Annotated in this window: 6 protein-coding genes; 2 read left to right on the forward strand and 4 right to left on the reverse strand. The window is 60.8% G+C overall.

Going from position 1 to position 17,903, the window contains the following annotated elements:
- Positions 1–400 precede the first annotated feature (400 nt).
- The gene (locus JNN07_06490; GenBank protein ID MBL9167372.1) at positions 401–1,852 is read left to right on the forward strand and encodes a hypothetical protein; all 1,452 of its coding nucleotides are present in this window, start codon (positions 401–403) and stop codon (positions 1,850–1,852) included.
- Between the two features lie 98 nt (positions 1,853–1,950).
- Here the strand turns inward: JNN07_06490 and JNN07_06495 are convergent, their stop codons facing one another.
- Both JNN07_06495 and JNN07_06500 read right to left on the reverse strand, forming a co-directional pair.
- Positions 1,951–2,157: a hypothetical protein gene (locus JNN07_06495; GenBank protein ID MBL9167373.1), complete on the reverse strand. Its 207-nt coding sequence runs from the start codon at positions 2,155–2,157 to the stop codon at positions 1,951–1,953.
- Positions 2,158–2,488: 331 nt separating this feature from the next.
- On the reverse strand, positions 2,489–6,049 hold the full coding sequence (locus tag JNN07_06500; protein ID MBL9167374.1) for a hypothetical protein: 3,561 nt from the start codon (positions 6,047–6,049) through the stop codon (positions 2,489–2,491).
- Between the two features lie 214 nt (positions 6,050–6,263).
- Here JNN07_06500 and JNN07_06505 point away from each other — a divergent pair, with 214 nt between their 5' ends.
- Positions 6,264–6,407 (forward strand): hypothetical protein, encoded by a 144-nt coding sequence (locus JNN07_06505; protein ID MBL9167375.1) that lies wholly within the window; start codon positions 6,264–6,266, stop codon positions 6,405–6,407.
- A 252-nt stretch (positions 6,408–6,659) separates the two neighbouring features.
- Here JNN07_06505 and JNN07_06510 read toward each other — a convergent pair whose 3' ends face one another.
- Positions 6,660–7,502 (reverse strand): hypothetical protein, encoded by an 843-nt coding sequence (locus tag JNN07_06510; GenBank protein ID MBL9167376.1) that lies wholly within the window; start codon positions 7,500–7,502, stop codon positions 6,660–6,662.
- A gap of 47 nt (positions 7,503–7,549) precedes the next feature.
- On the reverse strand, positions 7,550–17,899 hold the full coding sequence (locus JNN07_06515) for a proprotein convertase P-domain-containing protein (protein MBL9167377.1): 10,350 nt from the start codon (positions 17,897–17,899) through the stop codon (positions 7,550–7,552).
- Between the last annotated feature and the right edge of the window lie 4 nt (positions 17,900–17,903).

Raw genomic sequence — 17,903 nt, forward strand, 5'->3', positions numbered from 1 at the left:
CTGACGAACTGATTAGGTTCCTTGAAGCGGTTGACGCAAGTCTCAGAAGCCAGTGGCATCGCTGCGCGATGCTCCGTACTTTTAACAGTTCCGGGGGTGCGAGCACCCCCGGCTAAATTTCTTTGAACCCTGCGGGTTCGGCCTTGAGGACAAAGTGAGAAAAGCCGGCGTTGCCCAGCTTGTCTAGTCCCCATTTTTGGAGGTAAAGATGAGGGCACGACACCGCCTTTCCTTCACGCCAGCTCAAACCCTTCCGTATATCCGTGCAACCTAAGCCGACCCGAGTTGCACCACAGAGACGGGAATGCTCGCAGAGAGGATCAGCTTCATCGAGCCTCTCAATTCTCCATTGCCTTCCAGGGAGCTACCCGCTCACCATGATTCCCATCACATGAATCCCATGCGCCTTTGGTCTCGTTGGATCGCCGCCCTGATCGGCATCGGAATCGTTTCCGCGGTGTCCGCCGCCCCGATCGCTCTTCACCCCGCCAACCCGCACTACTTCCAGTGGCGAGGCCGCCCTACGGCGATCATTACTTCGGGCGAACACTACGGAGCCGTGCTGAATCTTGATTTCGATTTCAAGACTTACCTCGCCACGCTGGCCGCGGAGGGCATGAACGGAACGCGCACGTTCAGCGGGGCTTACGTGGAACCCCTAGGGGCGTTCAACATTGCACGAAACACTTTGGCGCCTTCGTCCGGACGGTTCATCTCTCCCTGGGCGCGCAGCGACCAACCTGGCTATGCCGGCGGCGGTAACCGCTTCGATCTCACTCGATGGGACCCAGCCTACTTCCAACGCCTCAAGCAGTTTGTCCGGCAGGCCGAACGCAAAGGGATCATTGTCGAGTTCACCCTGTTCTGCCCGATGTATGAGGATAAACAGTGGCTGCTGAGCCCGATGAATGCTCGCAACAACATCAATGCACTCGGAGCTATTGGACGCGACGACGTCCACACGCTGGACCGAAACGGCGGCCTGTTGGCGGTGCAGGAAGCACTCACCCGAAAGCTGGTGGCCGAACTGAACGACTTCGACAATCTCATGTTCGAGATCTGCAACGAGCCCTACTTTGGAGGAGTCACTCTGGCGTGGCAGCATCATATTGCCGACCTGATCGTCGCCACCGAGCGCTCCTTGCCCAAGAAGCATCTTATCACGCAGAACATCGCGAACAAAAGCGCTCGCATCGAGAACCCTCACCCAGCCGTATCCGTATTCAATTTCCACTACGCGAGCCCGCCCGATGCCGTCGCGATGAATTATGGCTTGAACAAAGTCATTGGCGACAACGAGACCGGTTTTCACGGCACCAACAACTTTCCCTACCGTGCCGAGGCCTGGGACTTTATGCTCGCCGGCGGCGGTCTGTTCAATCACTTGGATTACTCGTTCGTAGCCGGCCACGAGGATGGCACGTTCGTCTATCCCGCCACCCAGCCAGGCGGCGGGAGCACCGCCTTCCGCAAGGAACTCCGCATCCTGCGCGATTTCCTGACCTCCTTTGACTTCCTCCAGATGCGACCGGACAGTTCAGTGATCAAGGGTGGCATTCCCCAACAAGCGACCGCCCGGGCGCTGGTACAGCCGGGGAGAGCCATAGGGATCTACCTTCGTCAGCCAGTCCCCCCTCCTGGAAAAGAGAAAGAGGCTAACGACAAGTACGCTACTCCTTCCGTCGCTACAGCGCTCCAAATCGAACTCGGTGCGGGACGCTGGCAAGCCGAATGGATCCATCCCCAGAGCGGAAGGATCGTGGGGCGCGCTCACATCGCGGGCGACGGTGTGCGGGCGATCGAGGTGCCCACATACTACCCAGACATCGCGCTTCGATTGAAACGACGATGATCGAGTTCGCCCCGCTCAGCGACTTTTGGCTTCTCAGGATACGTGCGTGAAGGTTCAACCACCTGTACCCTGCGAGAGGTCTGACAAACCCTAAACCGCTAGGGCTTCTCGGTGGACGACTTTTCCTCCTTCTTAATGGTCCCGTCCGGAGATTGCGTCACACTCTTTTCGCTCTTTTCAACCGTGCCGTCGCTCTTGATCTTCTCGCTCTCTGATTTGGAGATGGTGCGATCACAGCCCGTCGTCACGGCCACCACGGCCAGCGCCCACATCATCGACTTCACTGCCTTCATATTAGTCTTCATAGGTATTCCCTCCATGGAGAGCAGGCCAGGTGCCACGGAGGGGATGGCCGCATTTGCGAGGCTTTTCAGGTGATGAGACGACCTCTTACATTGCATTCCGCACGGCGCGGTTTAAACCATGCAAACTGCCATTGTTCATCGAGCCGATATGGAACGAGGCCTATCCGACCGGGGTTAGGCCGTGAACCCTTCGTGAACTCAGACGAGTTACCCGTTAGGCCTGTGCTGACCCATTCCCGAATCTGGCACAGGAGCCCATCTAAGCCAAGCGACCTCATGTCACGTTTTGCCTTGGAGCGACACTACAATAGTGAAAACGTCTGGACCCTGATCAGGGTCTCCGCAAACGATAGAACTGATGAGCGGAGGAGGTTAGCGACACCGTGACAGGACTGGTCCCGCCTTGGGGAACGGGAGTCCATCCTGCCGCATTGCTTAACTCGGCATTCTGTTCGAGCACGAATCCCATCGCTTCCCAGGTCAGTAGCAGCTGCTGGCCATTTTTGGCGAATGTCAGCAGCGGGGGCGGATTCATGGCTGCATCCAAATGCCGGGCAACCAGGTCAGCGACATAAGCGTCGACCCCGGCCTCGTCACCCACATTTCCTAGGGAATACACCGCCAGTTCATCGAGTCGGCCTTCGAAGCCTCCTACGCCGCCAGGCAACGCTGCACCGACCAGAAGCCTCTCGTTGACCTTAATGTCGCGCGAGAAATTGTTTCGCACGTTGCCGAGATTGTTGCCGTCGAACCAAACGTCCATGCGATCCGCAACCCCAGCAGTCCCGTCACCGTAATGCACCCAAACCACATGATGCCAGGCATCATCCGACACCGTGGGTCCGTTGTCGGTTCGAGCTCCGTGAAAGACCTCAAGCTGGTCAGGTTTATAATCGTAGATAAAGGCAGGTGAATTGTCGGGGGCGGTGCCAAAGTTCACCAAGTAGTCTTGACGCTCACTCTCGTTGACGCCCCGGACTTGCATCCAGAACTCGACGGCCCACGGCGGTGGCAGGCTGGTTTGGGTCGCCTCCAGGGTCAGGGCCTGGAACCAATTCGCGCCCGAGAAATCAGCGGCATTTCCCAAGGCCATTCCGCTCGCGATGGCCAAGTGCTCCACGCGAGAGGCTCCATTTTGTGACACCAGCGCGTTCTTCGCGTTGTTCAGCAAATGGCCTGTATTGGTCGCCAATTGCAGCGCGTCACCTTCGGCTTCGTCAAAGTTCCAATAGAGAAGCGGCTGATCCCCCAAAACCGTCTCCGCGTAGGAGGGACCGCCGGCTTGGGTCGCGGCCGTCCGATGGCGACTCGCCAGTCCAGCGACTCGGGACGCCACCTCGGCTTCGCTCGCAGCTCCGCTCAGGTCATAAATCGCAACTTCATCCAGCCGGCCTTCGAAGGCATTCACGGCATTGGGAAGCGCAGCGCCCACGATAAGGCGCTCGTTCAGTTTCAGCGACCGGCTGTAGGTGGCACGCACGTTCCCGGAACTGACCCCGTCCACCCACGCCTCCATCCGGTTGGCGACTCCCGTGGAACCATCCCCATAAAACACCCAAACCACATGATGCCAGTCACCGTCGCGGATCACGGGCCCCCGATCGGTGCGCGCTCCGTGGAACACCTCAAGCTCATCCGGCTTGAAATCAAAGATGAAGGCGGGTGAATTATCGGGCGTCGTTCCAAAGTTGAGCAGATAGTCCTGCCGCTCGGAGGCATTTTCGCCTGACACCTGCATCCAGAATTCCACCGCCCACGGGGGATTGAGAACATCCCGCCCCGCCCGCAACGCGTCCGCCTGGAAGAAATTCAGGCCATTAAGCTCGGCCGCTCTGCCCAGTTTGGGCAAGCCACCCTCGGCCGAATGGGTGAATCGGCTAGCGTCGTTGACCGGCCGCAGACTGCTCAACCCCGCCGGATCGAGCGTGCCGAGAGCTGCGCGCTGGCGGACCTCTCCAATCGACTCGTCAAAGTTCCAATATAAAAATGGTGCGTCCGAAATCACCTGCTGGGAGTAATATGTCACCTGCTCCGGGGGAACCGCCACGGTGAGGTCGGCCTCCTCGCTCACGAGGAACACACCGCCAATCGTCGCGATGCGGACCGAATATCGGTTGGTCCCTACATCCGAGAGTGTCAGCACGGGTGTGGTGTATGTCCGTTCGACGGCACCGGCAATGGGGACCCCATTGCGCCGCCATTGATAGGTAATGGAATTCGGAGGAGCTGCACTGACCGTTGCCGTCACGTCGAAGGTGGCGGTGCTCCCTCGCGATGCTTCAATGTCGCGGGGCTGCTGGGTAATCGTCAGGCGCGCATTGCCGGCTTCTCCATAGGCGGCGGCGTAATGATTGGAAGCCATCCGGGCCACTCTGGCCGCGAGCAACGAGGCATCGGTAAAGCCTCTGAGATCGTAAACCGCCACTTCGTCCAGCCGGCCCTCAAATCCGCCCACGCCGCTGACCAACGCCGCCCCCACCAGAAGCCGCTCCGTCAGTTTGATCGAGCGCGAAAAGTCATTCCTCGCATTCAGGCCTAAAGGCACTCCGTCGACGAACGCTTCGACCCGGTTGCTCACCCCCACCGTCCCGTCGCCATAAAAGACCCACAAAACGTGATGCCACTGCTGGTCGGAAATACGCGGCCCGTTATCGGTGCGAGGTCCGTGAAAGATTTCTAGCTGGTCGGGCTTGTAGTCATAAATGAAGGCGGGCGAGTTGTCGGGGGAGGTGCCGAAGTTGATCAGATAATCCTGCCGCAAGTCGGCATTCTCTCCCAAGACCTGCATCCAAAACTCCACCGCCCAAGGAGCGGCGAGACTCTCCATCCCAACATCGAGGTCATCGGTCCGGAAAAAATTGACTCCCGACAAATCCGCCGCGTTCCCCAAGTCCAGTCCACTGGAAATATCCCCATGGGCGACTCGCAGCGCGCTCTCCTGCTGCAGATGGTTCATCTCATTGTTGGGTTCCGGCAACACCAGCGGTACCCGCTGCAGAGCATTTCCATCAACCTCGTCAAAATTCCAATACAGCAACGGTCCGGCGGCCAGGATCAGATCGCTGTAGCTGGGCACGGTAGAATCATTCGCGGCCGCGTAATGGGTGGCCAACTCGGCCGCCTTGAGTTCGACCCCGCCTTCGTCGCCCAGAGCCGACAGATCGTACACGGCGATTTCATCCAACCGGCCCTCGAACCCGTTGACACCCACCGGCGTCGCTGCTCCGACGAGCAGACGTTCATTCAACTGAAGGGGCCGGGCAAACGTGTTGCGGACATTTCCCGAATTCTCGCCGTTGACCCAGATGTCCATCCGATCCGCCACACCGTTCGCTCCGTCGCCATAGTAGACCCACAAGACGTGTTTCCAGGACACGTCGCTCACCCCTGGACCGTTATCAGTCCGAGCACCCTGGTAGGCTTCCAGCTGATCTGGCTTAAAGTCGTAAATGAAAGCTGGAGCATTGTCAGGGGCCGATCCAAAATTCAGCAGGTAGTCCTGCCGCTCGGAATCGTTGGCACCGCTGACCTGCATCCAGAATTCGACGGCCCAAGGAGGCTGCAAGGCAGTCAACGGAGCGCGCAGGGCCTGAGCCTGAAACGCATTGCTCCCGTTCAACTCGGCTGCACGGCCCAATTTCGCGAAGCCACCCGTTTCGCTGTGGTTAACACGCGATGCGCCCGAAAGGGGAACTAAGTCATTCTCCGTCGTGATCGGCTTTACCGACAAGGGCGCCAGTTGCAAGGCAGGTCCGTCCGCCTCGTCGAAGTTCCAATACAAGAGAGGTTCATCGTTGAGGATGATCTGGGTATACGGCGTTTGGGCGAGGATGTCGGAGGGAATCAAGGCCACCAACGCTGCGCAGAAGAGAAGTGGGTTGAGAGGCTTCATGCATCCGCCTTTGTAGGCCTCAGTGGAACACTGTCAAGAGCTTGGCGTATGTTTTGGGTTAAGTTGCTTTGAAGGGAGCGATCAATGCCCGGGCGAAGCAGGGTCAGGTCGATCTCATTTACATCGGAGACTCGATCGTCCGCAGCTGGATGTCGGACGGAACTCCCATGTAGGAGCACTACTGAGACCGGATGGCAGCATCCCGGCATCCCTCATGCCGGACTTCGAACACCCCAACGAGGAGGGACATCGCGTCTGGGCAGCGGCGATCGAGCCCAAGGTGGCGGAACTCATGGGCGATACGCCAACCCCCGCCATGCCCGCTAAATCGGCTGCGCCGTCTCCAACCCGGCAATGATAGTTCCGATAGGCTCTCTCCATGAACCAAGCCTCGTAACCTCGGCTCCTACAGGGCTTGAAGGGAAGAAAGGGACTCATTCCAAGGGGAAATTTGGCCCACGGAACACGCGGATCACACGGATCTGAAGAGGACTTGCAGGGGCCTGGCCGACTGATGTTACTGCTCTTCTGAATCCCCTCCGACTCCGTGTGGTCCGCGTGTTCCGTGGGCAATATGTCCCCGCTCATTCCATAGGGTCGGAAGCCCGCATCATCGGGGAAGCGGCGGTCCAACGTCTTCGAGCTGGATCACGACACGGTAGAAGACGCTCTGTGGTCCTTCCGCTGGGATCGGGTAGCGCACGGTCTGGCCTGCACCCAACACTCCGATATACCCCGTGAGCGGTGTCCAGAGGTTGTTATCCAAGTCGGTCGTCCATTCCAAGGTATACCTACGGATCTTGCCTTGATATCCGCTGCCCCCTTGCGCCTGGGCAACAAAGAAGACTTCCTTCCCCGCCGATTCGCTGGATCGGATGCCGAGCCGGAATCGGCTATTCGAGTTGTTGGGATCGGTTCCAGCGAGATACTCCTCGAGGTCGGTCAAACCGTCGCCGTCTTTGTCGGTGGTCGCACTTTGAAGGAGATTTCCGAACCACGCGATCTCCCACTCGTCCACGAGCCCGTCATTGTCGGAATCAAACCCTTGGCTTTCATTGATGTTCAGTTCATGGAACTGACCGCGTCCGCCCACCGTGAGCGGCACTTCCGCGAAACTGCCGCTCCGATCGCTGACCACGAGGGTCAACGCGGTGCCGGTAACCGACGACCACGGATCAAAAACCGGGGCGAAAGCTTCGAGCGGCACCCGCAGGGTAAAGTTGTCGCCCGAACGGGTGCTGTCGCCCATGCGGTAGCTGGCGACAATGGTGCCGTCGGAGTTCCGTCGAGCTTCGACGACCACGTCGGTGTCGGCCGCGCGCACCGGCAGACCGTTCCGGGTGATGACGCCATAGATGATGTTGTCGGGTTCAGGGATCTCGGCCTGCAGAAGGCCCGTGAGCGCGGCCAGGCCAAGGAACCATGTACCCAGGGTGAGCGAGGTGTGTTTCATACGACGTTCCAAGTTCATGTGCAGAATGTCAAAGGTCCTGACGTGGCTTAGTTGCCCGAGTAGGAGTAGCTCTGGAAAAACATGCGAATGTCTCCCACAGAGTTGATGAATGTATCGAGGCCCTGGTTCGGATTGGATAACAGGGTGCCACCGGGAATGATCAGCAGCCATTCCGTGTTCCAGACGCTCCGGCCTACCAAGCGTGTATCCGTCGCGGCCTCGCTTTCGTCGAACTCCCCGCCATCGTGGTAGGCGCGGAGGCTGGAGAACTTCCGCACATCGCCGAACACGCTGCTGAGGGAGTCGTGGATGGGAATGTAGCTCGGATTCCGGAGCGTCGTCTTACCGAGCTTGAAGGGCGGCGGGATTTGCTGGTCCAGCACCTTCCATTCGCGCGTGGCGAGAGAGGAGCCTGTGGGCGACCGCAGCACGTCGATTCCTGCAGGCACCAGGTAAACACGCGGGGTTCGAGAGAGGCCGGAGCCGTCGTAGCTGTCGAACCACACGCCCGCCGAGCGAATCTTGGTGGCAAAGTAGGTCGGGTCGTACGAGCTGTCCCCGCCGCCCAATGGCCAGCCGAAGTAGTTCAACCCAAACGTGACGGTGGTTCCGAAGCGGAGGACGAGCCCAGGCTGCGCTCCGGCGGACTCCGGGGCGAACGGCCGGCAGTAGCGTCGAAACTCGGGAACCTGCCAGAGGTCCGCCACCCGTGCCTTCTTCAATTCATTGCGCCACGCCTCCTCGCCGCCTTCGTCTGGCGAGATGCGCATCATTTGAGAGCGCAGGGAGAACTTGTTGCCCTCCAGGGCCGGGACGGTGAGACCGAGCTGCCCCTTCAGCACATTGAAGTTCTGCTTCAGACGACCAAGCGAATCGGATAGACCCGGCTGACCGACGACTGGAATGCCGTCCTGCATCACACCGAGGCTGCGGTCGCGGACGATCTGGGTGAGGAAGTCGCGGCCAGAACCATTCTGCGTGCCGAGCATCTGCGTCTCATAATCGTAGGCGATGGCCGCGAGATAGACGTAACGCGCCGCGAGATCAAACTGCGCTCGATACTTCTGCACCGCATCATTGCGGAAGACGCGAAACGTCATGTCCTGATAGCGGCTGTCCTGGATGTCGCCCGCGGTGTAGCGGCGGAAAGCGAGGCGCTCCTGCATCAGACGCTGGCCACCCGCCAGTGCAGCTTGGTAGCGGGTCGCGGCCTGACGTACCGTCTCCGCAAGCTGATAGGCCTCGATGCGCGCGGCGGGCTCGCTGCGGATGAGTTGCTGCACTTCCTTGACACGCTGTTGAACCTCGAAGCTCTGGCTGGCGGTCTCGATGGTGAGCCCCGTCGTCAGTTCGAGTTCCTCCTTCGACTGCTCCTCAGTGGCGATGGCTCCGTCCGTTCCGTCCGCAATCGACTCCGCTATTTCGGCAGCAGCGAGCGCGTAGGTAGCCACGGCGGACGCACCGACCGAGCCGAGGTCCAGAGGATTATCGATGGTGATCGCGGCGACCTCGGCCACGTCGCGGGCGATCGATCCCGCTCGGCGGAAAACTCCACTCACGATCCGGTAGTTGGTGATCAGGCTGTTGATGGATTCGACCTCGCTCTGCTGATCACCCAACGCCGTCACAACGACATTGCTCAGCGCATATTGCGCATCGAGCAAATCCACTGCGTCTTCGATCTGGTTGATCAACGCGTCGTAGTTCGCGAGGCTGATGCGCAGCGACGCGTCGGCTTGCAATAGGTCGGAGACCGCGAGCTGCAATTCGCCGGGCGCGCGACGTTGGCCCCACGAAGCCGGGGCGAGCAGACTATAGCTCGCGGCGGTCTGGGGATACGTCACGCGGAGCACACTATTCTGCAGCGCCCGGCTGCTGGTGTCGCCCGGGAAGTAGAACCCGAAGCTACCGTAGTCCGTCTCTACGGAGCTAAGGACCCTCGTAAAGCTTCGGGTGGTGGCGGTGGTCGACGAGATGAGCTCCGTCGCGTTGGCATACATGTAGTGATACAGGTCCGGTCCATCATAATCCGATGGATACGTTTTGCCCGGCCCAATGTCGCCGGAGTATGGGTAGCCAAAGATCTCGATCAGCCGGCTCTTGTAATCGCGTTCCTGCTCCTGGATGTTTCGTGCAAAATCCGTGTCGGAATCCTGCTGGCGACGCAGGGCAGTGGTGAGCTGACTGGCATTGTTGAACGCGTTCATCGCGTTGTTCATCGCCGTCTCCGCGCGCTCGTAAATCTGGTCGAAGTGCGTCCGGCTTTGCGTGCCGGAACCGATGTCCAGGAAAAAGGGATCGACGTCGAACGGCACCACGCCCTTGCCGAGGCCGAGCGGGTTCAGCCCGCGATCCGCCTTGTCGAGCTGCGCTTGGATTTCGTCCGCGTTGGCCGCGATCTCGCCGATCTCGGTGACGGTGGTTCGATCGATCCGGGTGATGCCCGAATGCGTCGGGTCCGGATCTTGAGCCGGGAGAATCGTGTTGGCCATCAGCCAATCCACATAGGCGGCCTGGCGCGTGCGCTGAGCCCACTCGAAGAGGCCCCACGCGCGTTCGGCGTCGGTGTCCTTGTAGCCCTGGAACTGGCCGGCTGGATCGTCCACATAGGTCTGGCGGTAGGTGAGGTTCACAGTCTCGGCACCGACCTTCGCCTTCGCGGCGGCGGCGCGAGCGAACTTGCGTTCGTCAAGGTAGTCCACCGCCACAACCGCCCCACCGAGCCGGACGGACTCCGCGCGCGGCACCCAGGTGTAGTTCGTGTTGCGAAGGAGGTCGTAGTAGGCCTTGGTCGCGGTGAGGAAATGGCCCCACGCGTCGCCGTGACCTTGGGGGAACATCGCGGAGGCGTCGTCGATGTTCACGAAGCCGTCGAAGTTGACGTCGATGATGTTGTAGCTCTGCGCGTAGGCGAGCTCGCCATCGCCACGCGTGAGGTTCCAGAAGAGGCGGTTGTAGACCGGACCGATGCGGACGCTCGCCGACGAGGCATCGCGGCCCCGCAGAAGCACGAGTTCCTCCTCGAGCAGGGAGTCGAGCTGGTTCTGGAAAGCGAAGACGGAAGAGGCGAACACGCCATAGTCCGTCCCACCCGTGCCATCCGTGGCGAAGCCGATCGTCGGATCGGTAGAGTCGGCGTACGCCTCGTTGCCGAGCATCATGTAGAAGTCCGCGATGCGACCACCGACGAGCAGAAGCGAGGTGTTGGCCGGCTCGTAGTTCACGGGCGGCGTGCCTTCGATGCTGAGAGACTTGCCGCGCTCGAACACGGTGGTGTAAGCCTCGATGAGACCGACAGTGTTGAGGTAGCTCGGATCGGGATTAAAGGCGACCGGCCCCTCGTAACGGCGCCCCGCCTGCGTGAGCATGTTGACCAGGGTTGACGCCTCGGTGGAATGGAAGCTGTCGGAACGTTGCTCGAAGGGATTGAGGCCGTCGATGACCCGTTTGATCCAGCCTTCTGCGAGTTGGGCCCGCCCACCGCCCGGTTGGCCAACCCAGTCGCTCCACTTCGTGACACCGTCGATGTTGTAGCCGCGATACCGGCAGATGAACCAGTTGTCGGACATCGTGAGCAGCCCATTGCGCGGTCCTTCGCCAAGGGTGATGTCGTTGAAGCCCTGGCCGGCGTCCTCGGTCGAATAGATAAACCAGCCACGTGGATCGATGATATTGCCCGAGCCATCCACCACGGGCAGGTCCGTAGCCACTTCGCCGCCCGTGTCCGGATGGTAATACCACTCAAACTCCATCAGCTCCGGTGCGCCACCGAAGTCCGCGCTGTGGCGCATCGTGATGCGTTCATCGAAAACGTTGTCGGACGGTAACACTTTCACGTCGCCAAGCGTCGGCCCTTCGTCGATGCGCACGACGTAAAGTGTGGTCGGGAGTTCGGGTCGGTTCGCGTCGTTGTTCTCGGCGAGCGTGATGAAGCGCGGCGGTATGGCGGCGGGCGCCGTGGAATCCACCCACCGAGTCGATGCTCCCCCGAAGCTCCCGGGCAGCCCGCTGACGGTCGCGGACGCAATCGTGGTCCCGGCACCTTCGTCGAAGTGGAAGTAGGCGATGAGCCCCTCTTCGCGCCCGTTGAGCTGCTTGCGCATCCGACGTTTGAGATCGGAGGAACTGAGGGCGACGTTCCAGATCTGAAACTCATCGAGCTGGCCGTTGAAGCCCTGGCCGATCGCAAAGCCGGAGGTCTCCTGCAGGCCGGAGGCCAGCGCGCTGCCGATGCGGACCCCATCCACGAACACAGTGAGGTTCGTCGTCTCGCGAACGAGCGCGTAGTGGTGCCAGTCCGCGTCGAAGACATGCGACACAATTCCGGGGAGGTCGAGCCCGGCACGATCGCTGATCACGAAGCGATTCGCGCCTGGCTGCGGACTGAACTCGAAACCGGACGACGTGACAAAGAACGCACCGTTGTTGTTGGCGGCGGAGACTTTCGCCCAGGTGGAGATGGTGAAATCCCCGACGAGGGCGCCGAAGTTGCCCAGCGTGATGGGATCAAAGACCCCGTTGAAGCTGAGGGCCTTCCCGGGCCTGGGTTCGGCAGGTGGGATGCCACCGAGGCCGGCGGTGAGTGCCTTCGGCCCGGCGCCGAACTTCTCCAGCACCACATTGGTGCCGCTCATGGTAAGGCCGAGACGCAGTTCATCGTCGGGCCGGCCGTTCTGCGGCGACAAGTCGACGCCGTTCGGATTGCGGGTGAAGTAATAGAGACGCTTGATCGCGTCGCGCCAAATTCCCGTTCGGGAGAGTTGCTGAATGCGCTCCCAATCCCGCGGACTCATGACGTTCGGGAGTAACAAAGGATTATCCGCTCCGCCGAATTCGGCTCCGGTGTCGTAAACACCCGCGAAGGTGAGTTCGCGAGTCTGCGGATTGTACGTGAACCGCTGCTTGAGGTGATACGGAAGCTCAGGGAAGTAGACCTTGTCGACGATCAGCTCCTGTTTGATCTCAGGCGGGAGAGTGTAATTCGCGACGTTCGTAATCGTGCGTGGTGACAGCGGATCGTAGAAACGCGCAAGCGCGTAGATTCTGTTGGTGTCTCCGGGATCGATGTCGTCGTAAATGATGCTCGCATGCGCCCAGTCCTTGACGCCGGGCAGGCCGCGCTTCGGCGTCAGCAGGCTTTCGCCAATGTTGAGGATCGGCGGATCGTCCGGCCAACGGATGTCGTAACTGGCATCGATCGGACGGGAACGTCCATCCACCACGGTGATCCAGTCGACGCAGTTGCCTTCGCGGCGACCATTCACCGGATAGTAGAAGCCGGGCTGGAGTTGATACCACCACTGAATGGTGATCTCGGCATGCTCGCCGTAGGGGCCAGCGGACTTGGCGTAGATCGTGCCCAGATGATTCTTCCAACCAGGTCCTTTGAGGATTCGCGAGTTGTCGCACTGCGGCATCATCAGGCTGATGGGCAGCGGCGGTTGAACGGCGTTGCCCGCGACGCCCTCGAAGGTCGGGTCGCCCTCGAAGATGACCTTGTAGGTGCGCATCGCCCATTTGCCGTTGCCGGGGTTGCGGAACTTCAGCAGTGCATAAGGCTCGGAGACGTTCAGTCCGGCGTTGAGGTCGTTGCGTAACGCGTAGAGCGCTTCGCCGGAGGACGATGGACCTATGAGCGCGTGTTCCTCGTTCGGGTTGTAACCGGGGAGATGCGGTTCCGGTTGGACGTACACCTTCTTATTCGGATGCAGCGCGTCCTCAAGAGGGCCGGAACCGAGGCCATTGGCGATGCTGACGAGGTGGGTGGTGTTTACGGGCCATTCGACGGCGTAACGCACCGGCAGACCAGACCACGCCACGCCGAGACGGTTCGTGCGATACCAGACGACCACGAGCTGATTCGTCGGTGCCGCAGTGGTGGCGTTGGGGACGTTCACCGGGATGATCGAGCCGAAACGCGTGGGGCGATCGTAGGCACGGTCGGCGCCGGAGCCGTCGTAGAATGCGTTAGGGAAGAAGACATGGCCCTGACGATCGAGGTAATCGAAGTGCCCGGGGTACTCGAGCGTGTCGCCGACAAAGACCGACTTGTTGTCATCGAGGTAACGCGTGTCGTCCCACAGCACGGTGCGGACGACATCGAACGCCGGGAAATGAATCGCTTCGTTGGGTTGCTGGCCGTCGGACTTCACGTAGCGCAACACCGAGTAACCGATGCCCGAGGCGTTGAAGATCGCTGCGCTCGGATCCACCCCCGCACCCGTCGCGGTGGTGTATTGGAGCTCACGGTAACTGTGTGGCAGCTCGACGCCCTGCGGCTGCACTTCACTCGGCGTGTTCGCGACGTGAACGGTCGGCGTGCGCGGCCAGATGTTCTGGCCAACCGAAACGACACGGTTGGTGTTGCCCGGATTGGAATCGAGCCGCCAGCGTAACCGGGCCGTGACCGGACGAATGGCGTAGAGGCGGCCTTCGGCTTGGCTCCAGTAGAATGCATTTTGTTCGGTGTCGAACGTGCTGCCGCGCTCGAGAAGCTCAATCTCGGGGGCAACGAGCGCCGTGGCACCCAGCGGTCGGGCAATTTTGCGTCCGATGACCCACGCCGGGATGGCGATGAACGCGCGCGTCTGGCCGTTGGTGCGACCGGTGCCGGTGATCCAACCCTCGCTGTTGATGGCACGGGCTTCGTCGAGCTGCCACTGCGAATCGGGCGGGAGCAGATCGTTCATATCATACATCTGGTCGGCACTGTGCAGGAAGGCGCGGGCAGTGCCGGAACCGTTGTGGGCAGTTCCAACGCTCTGCCGGAAGTTATTGATGCCAAAGGCGACACTGGTGCCGTTGCCTGTCAATCCGCCAAGCAGCACCGGGTCCCGTCCCTCCTCCCACCGGAAGGCCCGAGCCGTGCCGTTGATGGTCATGGCGCCGGCCAGGGCGCCTGCGCTGTTGATCGCATGGGCGTAATTGTTCGTCGCACCGCCAGTAAGCGGAACTACAAGCCGGCCGCCCTCAGTGTAAAGCACGGCGCGGAGGGCGTTGTTGATGACAGCGCGACCGGCAATCTGTCCGCCGTCATTGATCCCGAAGGCTTCCGACACCTCGGTTTCAATCAACGAAGGGAGCACGCCCCACACGCCGTTGGTGTAGATGACCCCGCGGTTGCCAGCATTTGCGGTGAGGTTGCCGAAGCCGATCACCTGGCCCGGCCCATTGATGGCGCGGCCTTCGGAGCGATTGCCGACCCCCGCGAAACCGAGCTTGATAAAGCCACCAGTACGATAGACGAACGCCTGCGGCAGCACGCCCCCTTCTATCACCGAGCCGGTGATCTCCCCGTTCCCATTCATGCCGTGGGCGTAGCTGGTGCTTCCGGCGGGCGCACCGAGATCGGTCAGCGTGCCGCCATCGAGAATCCCGTTAAAACGGAAGGCACGTCCCTCCGCGCTGGAATTGCGGCCCGCGTAGCCGGCGACCTGACCTTGATCATTGATGGCCATGCCGAAGCTGGTGGACCAGCCTGGGAGCGTGCCGATGTCGCGCACGGCGTAGGCGGGCTTCGGAAGCACCGCGAGCTCGAACGTTCGGCTCGCGGAGTCGCCCGGCGTATCGCGCACGGTAACAGTGACGATGACATTGCCGATCTCGCCCGGGACCGGGACGATGCGAAGCGTGCGATTGGTGCCGTTGGCCGTGGTGACCCAATTCGTCAGGATCGGCACCGTGCCGCCGGACTCGAAGACGACGCTGACCGCGAGGTCGGCTTTCACCTGGTTGGCGTCCGAATCATTGACGACGAATGCGATCGTGTTGGTCGTGTCCTCGATGATGAGCTGGTCGGGAATCGCGCTGATGGTCGGGACGTCGTTGATGTTGGCGACGTTGATTTCTAGGGTCGCGCCCCGCCTCAGCCCGGTGCTGTCGGTAACGGTGTATTTGATGATGTCCGGCCCGATGTAATTCGTCGCCGGGAGGTAGATGATCGGGTTCTCGCCGCTGACGCCTATCAACCCGCTGCTGCGGCTCACGGTGCCGTGCTGGGGAGGCGCATCGAGGGTGTAAGTGAGATTGGTGTTGATTGGGCGGCCGTCCACGTCCTGGCCGACGAGGTAAAGTGGCGTCGCGGTGTCCTCATCAACCGTGTAGCGATGGATGCCCTGACGGCCGTTGATGCCGTTGTTGTTGCCCCAGGAGGCGCCTCCTGTCAGGTAGCCGTCCTCCGGACCGCCCTGCGTGCCGACGTTCGATGCGGAGTCGTAGGCGATGACTCCCGAGGCTTCCTCGAAGCGGTAGTAAGCGCGCAGGCTCGGTTCGTTGCCGGCCAGCGGTACAGTCATCGTGCGGCGGATGTCGCTCGCGGTGCGCGCGGTGGTCCACACGCGGACTTCGTCGATGCGACCGGCCCAGTTTTCGCCAAAGCCGCCGTATTGGCGGCCGATGCGGAACTCACTGGCGGCGGGGTTGACAACACCGGAGCCGATGGATGCGACCAGCACGCCGTTGGTGTAGAGGAATGCGCTACTACCGGATTTCACAACCGCGAAGTGCGTCCAGACGCCGATCGGGAACGGAACGTTATTCGGGTTCTGCCAAGTGTCTCCCGCGCGCACGATTCCGTTGCCCATGCCGATGTAGAACGCGTTGCCGCTGGTGCCTTGCGAAAGAATCTCACGGTTTCCGGTAGTGCCCGGATTCAGGTAAGCCCACGCTTCCACCGTGAAATCACCAGAGGTCGGAATCACCGAGCCGGGCGAAACGGCCACGTAACCGTCCACGCCGTTCAAACTCAGCGCGCCCGCCATGCCCGCGGTTGGCGTGTCCTCCACTGGATTCACGACGAGCTGGAGGGAATTGGTCGTCAAGAGCGCGCCGTCGCTGATGACTACGGACACCGTGGCCGTGCCGAATTGGTTCGGAATCGGCGTCAGCACCAACGGCCGCGATGAAGGTTCGGCAAGCGGTCCGCCCACGAGGATGCCTTCGGAGCTGATCAGCTGCGGATTGTTTGAGTACCGTGAGACCACGGTCAGCGACGCCGCAGATTGTTCGAGATCGGCGACCGTGGCGAAGCCGTAGAAGGTCTCGTCCTCGTTCATCGTGACGCTGGACGGGAGGCCGATGGCAGGCGGTGAGGCGGTGATGGTGAAGTTCACGTTGGTCGCGCCTGCATACGACGTGATGCTCGCCGGCGAGAATGTCATGCCGCGTCCGCTGGGAGTAATCACGGCGTTGACATTCCCCATGACAGGCACGTTGGCAAAGATCGTTCCGTCACCGGTCCGCTGGGAAAGATCATACGTACCAAGAGTCTGGGAGACGACCGCCCCCCTTTGGTCATTCAACGGTGCCTGTGGAGCGCGGAGTCTGATGCTTGAGAGTATCTGCTGACGGAGCAGGGTGTTCGCGGTCGTAGGGAAGACGCTACCGACGATGGTTCCTGTCTGCACGTAGAGGGCGGTTGGTACACCTGCTGGAATGTCGGTGAAAGTCGCAGTGAAGCTGGTCACGAGCGGATGAGATGGAAGCGAACGATGATTCTTGGCGATGCCCGCATCGAAATTACCATTGGCATCCGTGACCACCGGACCAGTCGTCACGACCATGCTCCAACTCACGAGTGTTCCTACATTGCCCCCTACCAAATCCCTAACGCGCAGCTTCCACGCGCCGCTTACGGATTTGCCGAACAATTTGGCCGGCGATTCAAAAGAACTGACAAATTCGCTGTAGGTCGGGTTGTTGTAGGCGAAGGCATCCGAGTTGGCCTTGCGGAGATCGACGGTAGTGCCGTCGGGGTGAATCAAAGTGATCTCCAGGTCGCCAGCGCGCGGATGGCTGATGGTGGGCGTGACGGCAATGCCGGTGATGAAGCCGGGTTCATCTCTGTTTTGGGTGAATTCGATGCCGGCGCCTGAATTGTCAGGAATGTTGCCGGTAGGGGGCCTCGGCGTACTGGTTACAGTCGGGAAGTCCCCGGGAAAAATCATCACTCCGGGCACACCGAAGGTGCCTGACCTGACCTGTCCCGTAAGCGGGCCGTAGCGAACTGAGGGGTCCGGCATCACGGAATTGCCGCTGAAACCGATCACCCGACGATCGAAACCATTAATGGTGTGGTTAGCCTTGGTGAAAGTGAACCGCCACTCGAAGCCTGAGCCAGCTGTCGCAGCGCTGAATGTTCCGGAGTAATTGCCGTTGGCGTCGGTCGTAGTGACTCCGCCCCCGCCACTGGCTCCACCATTGTTTGGACTGAGCGTCCACGATACCCTCACGCCCGCCAGGCCGGTATCATCGGGGCCGCTGACGACGCGTCCGGAAAAGGTCGGAAACACCTGTTGCGCGAAGGTCTGCAGCGTTGCGGCCAACAAAAGAAGTCCGGCGACAATTCCGTGGCGAACCGTTGTCCGAGGGAAACTAGCAGTGTTTCGGATGGAATTCATAAAC

This window comes from Verrucomicrobiales bacterium (assembly GCA_016793885.1).
In the GTDB taxonomy this organism is placed as follows: Bacteria; Verrucomicrobiota; Verrucomicrobiia; order Limisphaerales; family UBA11320; genus UBA11320.

Excerpts from the sequence above, each read along its gene's own strand:
- JNN07_06490 (MBL9167372.1), top strand. The coding sequence starts at position 401 with ATGCGCCTTTGGTCTCGTTGGATCGCCGCCCTGATCGGCATCGGAATC.
- JNN07_06495 (MBL9167373.1), bottom strand. The coding sequence starts at position 2,157 with ATGAAGACTAATATGAAGGCAGTGAAGTCGATGATGTGGGCGCTGGCC.
- JNN07_06500 (MBL9167374.1), bottom strand. The coding sequence starts at position 6,049 with ATGAAGCCTCTCAACCCACTTCTCTTCTGCGCAGCGTTGGTGGCCTTG.
- JNN07_06505 (MBL9167375.1), top strand. The coding sequence starts at position 6,264 with ATGCCGGACTTCGAACACCCCAACGAGGAGGGACATCGCGTCTGGGCA.
- JNN07_06510 (MBL9167376.1), bottom strand. The coding sequence starts at position 7,502 with ATGAAACACACCTCGCTCACCCTGGGTACATGGTTCCTTGGCCTGGCC.
- JNN07_06515 (MBL9167377.1), bottom strand. The coding sequence starts at position 17,899 with ATGAATTCCATCCGAAACACTGCTAGTTTCCCTCGGACAACGGTTCGC.